Origin of the sequence: Streptomyces litmocidini (genome assembly GCF_014649755.1) — a bacterium.
Classification (GTDB): Bacteria; Actinomycetota; Actinomycetes; order Streptomycetales; family Streptomycetaceae; genus Streptomyces; species Streptomyces litmocidini.
Genome location: NZ_BMTQ01000002.1, coordinates 149,673 through 162,329 on the forward strand (window position 1 = coordinate 149,673; position 12,657 = coordinate 162,329).

Consider the following 12,657-nt stretch of genomic DNA (forward strand, 5'->3'; position numbering starts at 1 on the left):
GCCGCGCGCCCGTTTCCCCTGCAAGTCGGACCGGGACGCACCCGTTCGGGTGAACGGGTGCGTCCACCGGGTTCAGTACGCCAGCCTGCTCCCGCCGCCCGGCGTGCTCGTGCCGGCCTCGACCAGGGCGTCGACCACCGCCTCCACGTCGGGCAGCCACGGCCGGGCCGAGCCGGCGAGCGGCGCCCGCTCCCAGCGGACCTGTCCGGTCCCCACGGCCGACGGCGGGAGCGGCAGGTAGCCGCCCTCGCCGTGGAACCGCAGGGAGCTGGGCACGCTGTCCTTCGCGTACAGCAGCTCCCCCAGCCGTTCGAGGCCGTACGGGGCGACGAGGAGGGACCACCGGGTCGGGGTCGCCACCACCGGGCCGAGCCGCATGCCCGTCGCGTCGAGCGCGGCGAGGGCCCGCGCGCCGGCCACCGCCGGGAGGCTGACCGCGCAGGGCGCGGCGCCGCCGGTGGCGAGGAGCACCGGGGCGTCCGGGCGCCGGGTCCACCACCAGCGGACCATGCGCTCGTCCGTGGTGGCCGCCAGCAGCCCGGGGTCGTAGGGGTGCGCGCCGGGCACCACGCAGTCGGGGTCGGGGCAGGAGCAGGCCACTCCCGTGGCCGTACGGGTCGTCGCTCTCAGGCCCGCGCCCGGCAGGACGGGCCAGTTCCACCCGACCGCGAAGGTGACCGCGGCGTCGAGCCGGGCGGTCCTCTCCTTGCGCCGGAACCGGAGCCCGCGTCGCCTTCCGAGGATCTCGCGCATGAGCGCTCGTTCCTTTCCGTTGAACGCCGAATCCACATCACACCATGTGCAGAACTCTTCACCGTGCGTATCAGCGCGTGCCGGTTCGGCGGGGTGCCGGCCCCCTGGGAAGCGGGGCGGACCGGGCCGGTGCCGGATGGATCCCGGGGGAACCGGGTGGAGCCAGGTCAGAGCCGGAGCGGGTCAGAACACGTTCCCCGCCACTCGGTGACGGGTTGCGGCCTGCGGCGGGAAAGACGCCGGGGGTCCGCGTCACGTTCCGGGGCGGTGTCAACTGCCCCTGCCTGTCACCGATTACGTACCCAGCACGCTTGGAATGACGCGCTTTCAAACGACGCCAGTCGACCGCAAAAGGTGCACACCGGGGGCAATTTTCGGCCAACTTCCCGTGTACTTCAACCCTCTCGCACGACCTCACGGACACCACAAGTCCCGTGGGGACAATGCTGGACATCGTTCCTCTTGTGCGTGTACATGTGGATGCATCGAGCGGCTCTGATTGACATGGGGGTTTGCGATGCTTTGGCGTCAAACGCACCGGTCGGAAAGCCGACTGCCATGAGCGCCCCACACATGCCGAAAGTGGCCGGAATCGATTCCACAGCTCCCGGGCCCCCGCACACTACGTCTCCCCTCCCCGGCGTGCCCGCGGCGGCGAGCCCCGCCGACGCGGCCCTCCCGCCCGGAGCCCTGATCCAGGACCGGCTGGCCTCCTGGGTCTCCGACCTCACCACCCTCCACGAACTCACCGAGCGCCTCGTCAGGACCGCCTCCCTCGACGAGGCCCTCCGCGAGGTGCTCGGCGCCGGCGCCGCCCTCGTCGGCGCCCGCCGCGGCATGGCCGTCCTCGAACCGGCCGACGGCCGCGGCCCCACCCGCACCATCGGCCTCGGTCTCGCCCACGCCGACCTCGGCACCATCGAGACCGTCCCGCGGGGTGCCACCGGCCACGGCCGCCTCCTCGACGGCCTCCCCGACCCCGGGCACCCCGAGCGCGTCCCCGCCCCGATCGCCATCCGCGACGTCCGCACGGAGGAGGGCCTCGACCCGCGCCACCGCGAGGTCGCCGTCCGCCTCGGCTACGCCGCCAGCTACGCCCTGCCCCTCGCCACCGAGGAGGCCGGCCGGCTCGGCGCGGTCGTCTGGCTCTACGACGAGCCCGCCGAGCCCACCGACCGGCAGCGCCACCTCATCGGGCTCTACGGCCGCTTCGCCACCGAGCACCTCGCCCGGCTCCTCCAGGTCGAGCGCGCCCGCGTCCAGGTCGCCACCATCGCCGGGGAACTGCTCCCCAGCCGTCTCCCGCGCGTCCCCGGCGTCCAGCTCGCCGCCCGCCACCGCACCGGTCCGCTGGGCGGCGGCGACTGGTACGACGCGCTGCCGCTGCCCGACGGCGCCCTCGGTCTGGCCGTCGGATCCGTCTCCGGAACCGGGCCCAGCGCCCTGGCCGCCATGGGCCGGCTGCGCGCCTCCCTCCGGGCGTACGCCGTGATGGAGGGCGAGGACCCCGTCGCCGTCCTCTCCGACCTGGAGCTGCTGCTGCGGATCACCGAACCCGCCCGCTCGGCGACCGCCCTCTTCGCCTACGCCGAGCCCGCGCAGCGCCGGATCGTCCTCGCCGGCGCCGGTCACGCCCCGCCGCTGGTCCTCGGCGAGCGGCGCACCGAGTTCGTCGAGACCTCGCTGTCGGCCCCGCTCGGGATGCTCTCCTGCTGGGAGGCGCCGAGCGTGGAGCTGTCCCTGGCACCCGGAGAAACGGTGCTTCTCTACACGGACGGGCTGCTGCGGCGTACCGGCGACGCCATGGACCGGTCCTTCGCGCGGCTCCACGCGGCCGCCGCGAGCGTGCCGAGGGCGGACCGGGGCGACCCGGGCGCCGTCGCCGACCACGTCCTGCGGGCCCTGCTCCCCGAGGGCCTGGACCCGGCCGTGGACGGCGAGGACGTGGTCCTGCTCGCCGCCCGCTTCGAGTGAGCCCCGCCGCCCGTTCCGGGTGGGGCACCCGCCCGCTCCGAGTGACCGGAATGTGACGCTCCGGTAATGGGTCTTCCGGCCCTGGGCCCCCTTCCGCACGACCGTACGATGGTGGGGGTTCAGTGTCGTACCAAGAGGAGGCAGACCCGTGGCCGAGGAGCTCACCCCGGAGACCCCGGAAGAGACCGAGACCGAAGAGCAGCCGATCAAGCAGCGCAAGAACGGGCTGTACGGGGGCGTGTCCGACGAGCTCGCCGAGAACATGCGGTCCGGCTGGGCCGACACCGAGCTGCACGACCTCGCGCCGATCGCGCAGGCCGACAAGACCGCCGCGCGCCGCGCCGCGCTCTCCGCCCGCTTCCCGGGCGAGCGCCTGGTGATCCCCGCCGGAAAGCTGAAGACCCGGTCGAACGACACCGAGTACGCCTTCCGCGCCTCCACCGAGTACGCGTACCTCACCGGCGACCAGACGCAGGACGGCGTCCTCGTCCTGGAGCCCACCGCCGGCGGCCACGAGGCCACGATCTACCTGCTGCCGCGCTCGAACCGCGAGAACGGCGAGTTCTGGCTCGACGGCCAGGGCGAGCTGTGGGTCGGCCGCCGCCACTCCCTCGCCGAGGCCGAGCAGCTCCTCGGCATCCCGGCGAAGGACGTCCGCGAACTCGCCGACGCCCTCAAGGAGGCCACCGGCCCCGTCCGCGCCGTCCGCGGCCACGACGCCGGCATCGAGGCCGCGCTGACCGACAAGGTCACCGCCGAGCGCGACGAAGAGCTGCGCGTGTACCTCTCCGAGGCCCGCCTCATCAAGGACTCCTTCGAGATCGCCGAGCTGGAGAAGGCCTGCGCCTCCACCGCCCGCGGCTTCGAGGACGTCGTCAAGGTCCTCGACAAGGCCGAGGCCACCAGCGAGCGCTACATCGAGGGCACGTTCTTCCTGCGCGCCCGCGTCGAGGGCAACGACATCGGTTACGGCTCCATCTGCGCCGCCGGCCCGCACGCCACCACCCTGCACTGGGTCCGCAACGACGGCGACGTCCGCTCCGGCGACCTGCTGCTGCTCGACGCCGGCGTCGAGACGAACGAGCTCTACACCGCCGACATCACCCGCACCCTGCCGATCAACGGCCGGTACACCGAGATCCAGCGCAAGATCTACGACGCCGTGTACGAGGCCCAGGAGGCCGGCATCGCCGCGGTGAAGCCCGGCGCCGCCTACCGCGACTTCCACGACGCCGCCCAGCGCGTCCTCGCCGAGAAGCTCGTCGAGTGGGGCCTCGTCGAGGGCCCGGTCGACCGCGTCCTGGAGCTCGGCCTCCAGCGCCGCTGGACCCTGCACGGCACCGGCCACATGCTCGGCATGGACGTCCACGACTGCGCCGCCGCGCGCACCGAGATGTACGTCGACACCACGCTGGAGCCGGGCATGTGCCTGACCGTCGAGCCCGGCCTGTACTTCCAGGCCGACGACCTGACCGTGCCCGAGGAGTACCGCGGCATCGGCGTCCGGATCGAGGACGACATCCTCGTCACCGAGGACGGCAACCGGAACCTCTCGGAGGCGCTGCCCCGCCGCGCCGACGAGGTCGAGGCGTGGATGGCCGCGCTGAAGGGCTGAGATCCGCGTACGTTGGAACCGAAGGGCCTCCGCCGACCGACCGGCGGAGGCCCTTCTCCGTCCCCCGGGAGGGACTCACGCCATCAGCAGCGACGGACTGTCCCGCCACTTCAGGATCTTGTCGAAGCTGACCACGGCGCCGCCCCGGCCCGAACGGTTGCCGAACTGCACGTGATCGGACAGCTCCTCGATCAGCCGCATCCCCCGGCCGTGCTCGGCCTCCTCCGCCGGGACGGCCGGCACCCCGGCGCCGGGGAAGCCCGGGCCCGAGTCCGCCACCTCGATCCGGCACGTCTCGCCGTCCAGGTACGCCGTCACCCGGTACGCACCGCCCGGCGCCCGGGGGCCGGCTCCGCCGCCGTGCTCGACGGCGTTGGCGCACGCCTCGGTCAGCGCGACCGACAACTCGTACGACACGTCGGGATCGACACCCGCCGTCTCCATCGTGCCCAGCAGAAGCCTTCGCGCGAGCGGCACGCTCGCGGCCTCGCGCCGCAGATGGAGTGACCACCAGATGCTCATGCTCCAGCCTCCCGGCAGCGGCTCGACATACCGATACCTATTGCCGGAGCGGACGCTCCGTAAGCGCCCGGAGGCGACAAGAGCGCTCGTTCGGCGGATGCACCGGGCGGGGGCGCCGGTGTATGTCGCCCCGGCGCGTCACCCCGATGCCCCCGCCCGACGGCTCGGCGGTCGGCTTCGGGGCCGGCTCGGCGGTCGGCTTCGGGGCCGGCTCGGCGGTCGGCTTCGGGGCCGACTCGGCGGTCGGCTTCGGGGCCGACTCGGCGGTCGGCTTCGGGGCCGACTCGGCGGTCGGCTCGTCCGTCGGCTCCGTGGCCGGCTCGCCCGTCGGCTCCGGGGCCGGCTCGCCCGTCGGCTCCGTGGCCGGCTCGACGGCCGGTTCGACGGTCGGGGTATCTCGTCGCGAAGGCGCCCAAGAACGACCTTCCGGACCTGCCTCATGGAGACGGCACGCGTGGTGCGATGATGGGGCCGCCATGACTGCCCCCGCGCTCGCTCCACGGCTGCTGAGGGCCGCGGTGTTCACCGCGGTCTGCGTCGTGCTGTCCGCGCTGGGACACGCCCTCGCCGCCTGCGCGGGCATCGCCCCGTGGACCCTCGTCGCCGGGTTCCTCGGCGTCTTCGGCGTCACCGTCCTCCTCGCCGGCCGCACGCGCTCCCTCGGCTTCGTCGTCGGCGCCCTCACCGGCGGGCAGCTCGGCCTGCACGTCCTCTTCGGGTTCGGACAGCGCCGGCTCGCCCTGGGCGACCAGGCCGACGACGCCCTCGTCCGGATGGCCGCCCGGCTGGTGTGCGGGGCGGGCCCCGCCTCCCTCAGCCCCGCCGACGCCACCCGGATCATCACCGACGCCGGGCTCGACCCGGCCGACGCGCACGCCCACATGGGACACCTCGCCGCCGGAACGGGCGCGGCCGCGTCCGCGGGCGAACTGCTGCCCGGCCTGCCCATGCTCCTCGGCCACCTCCTGGCCGCCCTGGCCACGGGCTGGCTGCTGCGCCGCGGCGACCACGCCCTCGGCCGGCTCGTGGACCTCTCCGAACAGGGCGCGACCGAGCTCGCCGAGTGCACCCTCGTGCGTTCCCTGCGGGCCGCGCTCCGTCTCGTACGGGCCCTGCTCGCCGGACTGCCGTTGGCACCGCGCACGGGGCCGCGACGGACCCTCCGGGCCCCCTCCGACTCCTCGCCGCCGCCGGTGGCCGAGGCCCTTCAGCACACGGTGATCAGGCGCGGCCCTCCGGCCGCCGACTGCGTCCTCGCAGCCTGACACGGACCGCTCGACGTGAGCGTGCCGTGCCCGTCCGCGCGCCTGCGCGGGACCCCCGTCCCCCGGCGCGCCGGACTCCTCGTTCCTCACCGACCCTTCGAGCTGGAGTGTCTTCCGCCATGAGCGTTTCCCGTACCCGCACCTCCGCCCGCGCCGTCCTCGCCGGCGGCATCGCCCTCTCCTCCGTGGTGCTGCTGTCCGGCACCGCCTTCGCGCACGTCAGCGTGCAGCCGCAGGGCGAGGCGGCCAAGGGCGGCTACGCGACCGTCAACATCAAGGTCCCGAACGAGCGCGACAACGCCTCCACCGTGAAGGTCGAGGTCAACTTCCCGCTCGACCACCCGCTGGCCTCCGTCATGCCGCAGCCCCTCCCCGGCTGGAAGGCCGAGGTCACCAAGGGCAAGCTCGACAAGCCGCTGGAGCTGCACGGCAAGAAGATCAACGAGGCCGTCTCCAAGGTCACCTGGACCGCCGACGGCTCGAAGATCGGCCCCGGCCAGTTCCAGCAGTTCCCGCTCTCCCTCGGACAGCTGCCGGAGGACACCGACCAGCTGGTCCTCAAGGCGATCCAGACGTACGACAACAAGGAGGTCGTGCGCTGGATCGAGGAGCAGAAGGAGGGCGCCGAGGAGCCGCAGAACCCGGCCCCCGTCCTGAAGCTCTCCGCCGCCTCCGAGGACCACCACGGGGGCGCCGCTCCGTCCGCCTCCGCCGACACGGACGAGAAGGCCGGTCACGACGACAAGACGGCCGACCACCAGGAGACCGCCGCCGCGTCGTCCGCCACCGACACCACGGCCCGCGTCCTCGGCGTCATCGGCATCCTGGTCGGTGTCGCGGGCGTCGCCTTCGGCGTCCTCGCCGGCCGCCGCCGCTCGGCCTGACGGCCGCGCCCCCACCCGATCCGGAAGAAGCACCATGTCTGAAGAGAAGACGCCCGGGGCGGTCACGTCCCGCCCCGGGCGGCGCATGCCGCTGGTCATCTCGGCCGTCGCGATCGTCGCCGCGATCGGCGTCACCGCCGCCGTCGGCCTCGGCGACGACGACAAGCCCTCGGGCTCCGGCTCGGCGGTCGCCGAGGTCTACGGCGGCACCGACCCCACCGAGGCCGCCACCGTCCTCGACCGGCCGTTCACCAAGCCCGCGCTCGTCCTCACCGACACCAAGGGCCAGAAGTACGACCTGCGGGAGCGGACCAAGGGCAAGCCGACGCTCATCTACTTCGGCTACACGCACTGCCCCGACGTCTGCCCCCTGACGATGAGCAACATCGCCATCGCCAAGAAGAAGCTCCCCAAGGCCGACCAGGACAAGCTCCAGGTCGTCTTCGTCACCACCGACCCCGAGCGGGACACCTCCGCCGAGCTCGCCAAGTGGCTGCCCGCCGCCGGCGACCCCTCCTTCACCGGCCTCACCGGCGACTTCTCCGCCATCCAGGCGGGGGCCAAGCAGATCGGCATCGGCATCGACCCGCCGAAGAAGGAGAAGGACGGCTCGGTCGTCTCCATGCACGGAGCCCAGGTGATCGCCTTCTCGCCCACCACCGACCAGGGCTACGTCCTGTACGGCGAGGACGCGACCGTCGAGGACTACGCCAAGGACCTGCCGAAGATCATCAAGGGGGAGAACCCGTGACCCGCCGCACCACCGCCCTGTCCGCCGCCGTGGCGCTCGCCGCCGCGCTCGCGCTGACCGGGTGCTCGTCCTCCGAGAGCAAGCCCGACCTGGAGGTCAGCGGCGCGTTCATGCCCCAGCCCGTGATGGACATGGCCGGCGGCTTCCTCACGATCAAGAACGACGGCGACACGGCGGACAGGTTGACCTCCGTCACCAGCCCGCTCTCGGACGACATCACCATCCACGAGACGAAGAACCAGAAGATGCAGGAGGTGAAGTCCTTCGACATCCCCGCGAACGGCGAGCTGAACCTCGAACGCGGCGGCAGCCACATCATGTTCATGGAGCTGAAGTCGAAGCCCAAGCAGGGCGACAAGGTCAGCATCGAGCTGCACTTCGAGAAGTCCGACCCCATCAAGGTCGACCTTCCCGTCGAAGCGCCCAACCACAACCCGCAGCAGCACTGAGCTCGTTGACGGAGTGACACAGAGATGACAACCACCGCCCCGCGCCTCGGCAACGCCCTGGCCCGGCTGCTGATCCTCGCGGCCGCGCTGCTCGGCACGCTGCTCGCCGGCGCCGCCCCCGCCTCCGCGCACGCGGCGCTCACCGGCAGCGACCCGAAGGACGGGGCGGTGGTCGCCTCCGCCCCCAAGGAGGTCAACCTGACCTTCTCCGAACAGGTCGCCATGAGCGCCGACTCCATCCGGGTCCTCGACCCGGCGGGCCGACGGGCCGACACCGGCGAGATACGCGATCTGTGCAGCGGCTCCGTCGTCCGGTACGGGGTGGGGCTCCGCGCCGGGCTGCCCGACGGCACGTACACCGTGGCCTGGCAGGCCGTCTCGGCCGACAGCCATCCCGTCGCCGGTGCCTTCACCTTCTCCATCGGAGCTCCTTCCACGACCTCCGTCGCCCTGTCCGACCAGGCGCCCGGCGGCGGCCTCGTCGGCGCCCTCTACGGCATCGCCCGCTACCTCGCGTACGCCGGGTTCGCCGTCCTCGTCGGCGGCGGCGCCTTCGTCCTGGTCTGCTGGCCGCGCGGCGCGAGCGTCCGCGCCGTCCAGCAGACCGTGGTCCGGGGCTGGCTGGCCCTCACCGGCGCCACCCTGGCGATGCTGCTCCTGCGCCATCCGTACACCGGCTCCGGGAAGCTCTCCGACGCCTTCGACCTGGCCGGCCTGAAGACCGTCCTGGAGACGAAGACCGGCGCGGCGCTCACCTCCCGGCTGCTGCTGCTCGGCGCGGCCGCGCTGTTCGTGGCCGTCCTCTTCGGCGCCTACACCCGCCGCACCGACCCGAAGGAGAAGAAGGACCTCTCCTTCGGACTCGCCCTCGGCGGCACCGTCGTCGCCGCCGGCATCGCCGGGACCTGGGCCCTGGCCGAGCACGCCTCGACCGGCCTCCAGCCGGGCGTCGCCATGCCCGTCGACATCCTGCACCTCCTCGCCGTCGCCGCCTGGCTCGGCGGCCTCACCGTGCTCCTCGTCGCCCTCTACCGGGCGCCGTCCGTCGAGCGCTCCGCCGTCGAGCGCTTCTCCAAGGTGGCCCTCGGCTCCGTGGCCGTCCTCGCGGCCACCGGGCTCTACCAGTCCTGGCGCCAGGTCGGCTCCTGGTCCGCGCTGACGGGGACCCGGTACGGTCAGCTGCTCCTGGTCAAGATCGGCCTCGTGGCGGTCCTCATCGGCATCGCCTGGATCTCCCGCCGCTGGACCCGGCGCCTGGCCGACCCGGCGCCGCGCGGAACGGACGAGACGCCGGACGGGGACGAGTACCCGGACGGGGACGAGACGCCGGACGGGGACGAGTACCCGGACGGGGACGAGACGCCGGACGGGGACGATCGTGAGGGATCCGAGAGCGACGGGTCCGAGGCCTCGGGTGAGGTCGGTGGGTCGGGCGATCCGGTGCGGGCCGCGCAGCTCGCCCGGCAGCGGGCCGCCGTCGCCACCGCCCGGCGGAAGCGGGAGCGGGACGCCGACCCGGAGCGGACCGGTCTGCGCCGCTCGGTGCTGACCGAGGCCGCCGTCGCCGTCGTCCTCCTCGCCGTGACCACCGTCCTCACCTCGACCGAGCCCGGTCGCACCGAGGAGGAGGCCGGGCGAGTCGCCTCCGCCTCCGGACCGGCCGCGGTGCCCGACCGGCCCGTCGACATCCGGCTGCCCTTCGACACCGGCGGCGTCGACGGCAAGGGCGTCGTCCGTCTCAGCCTCGACCCCGGCCGCACCGGTGCCAACGCGCTCCACATCTTCGTCGAGCGTCCCAACGGCAAGCCGCTGGACGTCCCCGAGATCAAGGTCGCCCTCACCCTGGAGGCGAAGGGCGTGGGCCCGCTGCCCGTCGCCCCCGACCGGATCCAGACCGGACACTGGAGCGCGAGCGGCGTCCAGATCCCGATGCCGGGCGACTGGAAGATCCAGGTGACCGTCCGTACCTCCGAGATCGACCAGACCACCATCGACAAGAACGTGAAGATCGGCTGAGCCTCGTGACCGACAGCGACAACCTCGATCTCTCCCGGCGGCGCCTGCTCGGCGCCGTCGGCGCGGCGGGCGCGGCCGGCCTGGTCGCCGGCGCGGCCGGTGGGGCCGGGATCTCCGCCGCCCTGTCCGACGACACCGCCGGAGCCGGCGGCGCCCCCGCCCTGACCACCGTCGGCTCGACCTCGGTGATGTTTCACGGGAAACATCAGGCGGGCATCACCACCCCCCTCCAGTCCCGTGGCCATCTGATCGCCTTCGACCTCGCCCCGGGCGCCGGTCGCAAGGAGGCCGCCGCCCTGCTGCGCCGCTGGTCGGCCACGGCGCAGGTGCTGATGGAGGGCAAGGCCCCGGCCGAGGACACCGGGATCGCGCTCGACGCGGGCCCCTCCTCCCTCACGGTCACCTTCGGCTTCGGCCGCACCTTCTTCGACCGCACCGGACTCGCCTCGCGCCGCCCCGCCGAGCTGGATCCGCTGCCCGCCTTCTCCGCCGACGCCCTGGACCCCCGGCGCTCGGAGGGCGACCTGTGGGTGCAGATCGGCGCCGACGACGCGCTCGTCGCCTTCCACGCGCTGCGCGCCGTCCAGAAGGACGCGGGGGACGCGGCCCGGGTTCGCTGGCAGATGAACGGCTTCAACCGCTCGGCCGGCGCCACCGCGAAGCCGATGACCGCCCGCAACCTGATGGGGCAGGTCGACGGCACGGGCAACCCGAAGCCCACCGACCCGGACTTCGACCGGCGGATCTTCGTCCCGTCCGGGTCGGGCGGCGCACCGGAGTGGATGGCCGGCGGCTCGTACGCGGTGGTGCGCCGGATCCGGATGCTGCTCGACGACTGGGAGAAGCTGCCGCTGGACCGGCAGGAGAAGGTGATCGGGCGCCGGAAGTCCGACGGGGCCCCGCTCACCGGCGGCTCCGAGACCACCGAGCTCGATCTGAACAAGCTCGGGCCGGACGGGAAGCCCGTCATCCCCGACAACGCCCACTCCCGGATCTCCGCCCCCGAACAGAACGGCGGGGCGGCGATGCTGCGCAGGCCGTTCTCCTTCCACGACGGGATCGGTCCGGACGGGACGCCGGACGCGGGGCTCCTCTTCGTCTGCTGGCAGGCGGACCCTCTCAGGGGCTTCGTCCCGGTGCAGCGCAAGCTCGACCGGGGCGACGCGCTGTCCGCGTTCATCCGCCACGAGGCGAGCGGGCTCTTCGCGGTCCCAGGCGGTCCCGCCGAGGGCGAGTACGTGGGCCAGCGCCTGCTGGAGGCCTGACCGTCCCGACCGGAGAGGTGCCCCGCCGGTGCGGCGGCCCTCTCCGGCGGCGACCATTAGGGTGACGTCATGTCCGCCACCCGGTACACCTACCTCGGCCCCGAAGGCACCTTCACCGAGGCGGCGCTGCGCACGCTGCCCGAGGCCGCGACGCGGGAACTCGTCCCCATGGTCTCGGTCCCGGCCGCCCTCGACGCCGTGCGGAACGGGGAGGCCGCCGCCGCGCTCGTCCCGATCGAGAACTCGGTCGAGGGCGGGGTGACCGCGACGCTGGACGAACTGGCCTCCGGCGAGCCGCTGATGATCTACCGCGAGGTGCTCCTCCCGATCGCCTTCGCCCTGCTCGTCCGGCCCGGGACCAAGCTCTCCGAGGTCAAGACGGTCACGGGCCACCCGGTGGCCCAGCCGCAGGTGCGGAACTGGCTGCGGGCCCACTTGCCCGAGGCGGTGTGGGAGTCGGCGGCCTCCAACGCGGACGGCGCCCGGCTGGTGCGGGAGGGCCGGTTCGACGCCGCCTTCGCGGGGGAGTTCGCGGCGGCGACGTACGGCCTGGAGGCACTGGTCACGGAGATCCACGACGCGGAGAACGCCGAGACGCGGTTCGTGCTCGTGGGTCGGCCGGCCCGGCCGGCGGCTCCGACCGGCGCCGACAAGACCTCGGTGGTGTTGTGGCTGGGTGACGATCATCCGGGTGCCCTCCTCGAACTGCTCCAGGAGTTCGCTGTGCGCGGGGTGAACCTGATGCTGATCCAGTCCCGGCCCACGGGGGCGGGGATCGGGAACTACTGCTTCGCCGTGGACGCGGAGGGCCATATCTCGGACCGGCGGGTGGGCGAGGCGCTGATGGGCCTCAAGCGGATCTGCCCCAAGGTGCGGTTCCTCGGCTCGTACCCCCGGGCGGGCGTCTCGGTGGAGGACGTGCCGGCGCTGCGGCGCGGAACTTCGGACGTGGAGTTCATGGAGGCCTCCGACTGGCTGGCGAGGGCCCAGGACGGTCGGGCCTGAGGTGATGGTGGAGGAATTCCCGGGTCGGCGTGAGCGGTCGTCCACAGGTACGAACCACTAGTCCTACCTGCATACTTTTCAGTTACCCACAGAGGTTATCCACAGGCGCCCGGTGAGGCCTGGGGACAAGTCGACACCTCGTCGAGACAAGGTCGACA

The 12,657-nt window shown here is 73.2% G+C and carries 11 protein-coding genes; 9 read left to right on the plus strand and 2 right to left on the minus strand.

Features of this window, described 5'->3' with window-relative positions:
- Positions 1 to 72 precede the first annotated feature (72 nt).
- Complete coding sequence (locus IE180_RS04020) at positions 73 to 753, minus strand: bifunctional DNA primase/polymerase (RefSeq protein WP_190155349.1); 681 nt, start codon at positions 751 to 753, stop codon at positions 73 to 75.
- 558 nt (positions 754 to 1,311) lie between these two features.
- Here IE180_RS04020 and IE180_RS04025 point away from each other — a divergent pair.
- Complete coding sequence (locus IE180_RS04025) at positions 1,312 to 2,727, plus strand: PP2C family protein-serine/threonine phosphatase (protein ID WP_229860280.1); 1,416 nt, start codon at positions 1,312 to 1,314, stop codon at positions 2,725 to 2,727.
- A 148-nt stretch (positions 2,728 to 2,875) separates the two neighbouring features.
- Positions 2,876 to 4,342, plus strand: a complete 1,467-nt coding sequence (locus IE180_RS04030; protein WP_190155350.1) for an aminopeptidase P family protein — start codon at positions 2,876 to 2,878, stop codon at positions 4,340 to 4,342.
- Between the two features lie 75 nt (positions 4,343 to 4,417).
- On the opposite strand, the gene IE180_RS04035 is transcribed toward IE180_RS04030, so the two are convergent.
- Positions 4,418 to 4,864 carry an ATP-binding protein gene (locus IE180_RS04035; protein WP_190155351.1) on the minus strand — a complete coding sequence of 149 codons (447 nt, stop codon included), beginning with the start codon at positions 4,862 to 4,864 and terminating at the stop codon, positions 4,418 to 4,420.
- Positions 4,865 to 5,340: 476 nt separating this feature from the next.
- On the opposite strand from IE180_RS04035, the gene IE180_RS04040 reads away from it, so the two are divergent.
- From IE180_RS04040 to pheA, 7 genes are all read left to right on the plus strand, one after another.
- Positions 5,341 to 6,129 carry a hypothetical protein gene (locus IE180_RS04040; RefSeq protein ID WP_190155352.1) on the plus strand — a complete coding sequence of 263 codons (789 nt, stop codon included), beginning with the start codon at positions 5,341 to 5,343 and terminating at the stop codon, positions 6,127 to 6,129.
- A gap of 119 nt (positions 6,130 to 6,248) precedes the next feature.
- Positions 6,249 to 7,013, plus strand: coding sequence for a YcnI family copper-binding membrane protein (locus IE180_RS04045; protein ID WP_190155353.1), 765 nt, complete (start codon positions 6,249 to 6,251; stop codon positions 7,011 to 7,013).
- An 85-nt stretch (positions 7,014 to 7,098) separates the two neighbouring features.
- On the plus strand, positions 7,099 to 7,764 hold the full coding sequence (locus IE180_RS04050) for an SCO family protein (RefSeq protein ID WP_190155790.1): 666 nt from the start codon (positions 7,099 to 7,101) through the stop codon (positions 7,762 to 7,764).
- Positions 7,761 to 8,213, plus strand: a complete 453-nt coding sequence (locus IE180_RS04055; protein ID WP_190155354.1) for a copper chaperone PCu(A)C — start codon at positions 7,761 to 7,763, stop codon at positions 8,211 to 8,213. Before IE180_RS04050 ends, IE180_RS04055 begins: the two co-directional genes overlap by 4 nt.
- Positions 8,214 to 8,237: 24 nt before the next feature.
- Positions 8,238 to 10,229, plus strand: a complete 1,992-nt coding sequence (locus IE180_RS04060; protein WP_190155355.1) for a copper resistance CopC/CopD family protein — start codon at positions 8,238 to 8,240, stop codon at positions 10,227 to 10,229.
- 5 nt (positions 10,230 to 10,234) lie between these two features.
- Positions 10,235 to 11,494 carry an iron uptake transporter deferrochelatase/peroxidase subunit gene (gene efeB / locus IE180_RS04065; protein ID WP_190155356.1) on the plus strand — a complete coding sequence of 420 codons (1,260 nt, stop codon included), beginning with the start codon at positions 10,235 to 10,237 and terminating at the stop codon, positions 11,492 to 11,494.
- A 69-nt stretch (positions 11,495 to 11,563) separates the two neighbouring features.
- On the plus strand, positions 11,564 to 12,499 hold the full coding sequence (gene pheA / locus IE180_RS04070) for a prephenate dehydratase (RefSeq protein ID WP_190155357.1): 936 nt from the start codon (positions 11,564 to 11,566) through the stop codon (positions 12,497 to 12,499).
- The last annotated feature ends 158 nt before the right edge of the window (positions 12,500 to 12,657 follow it).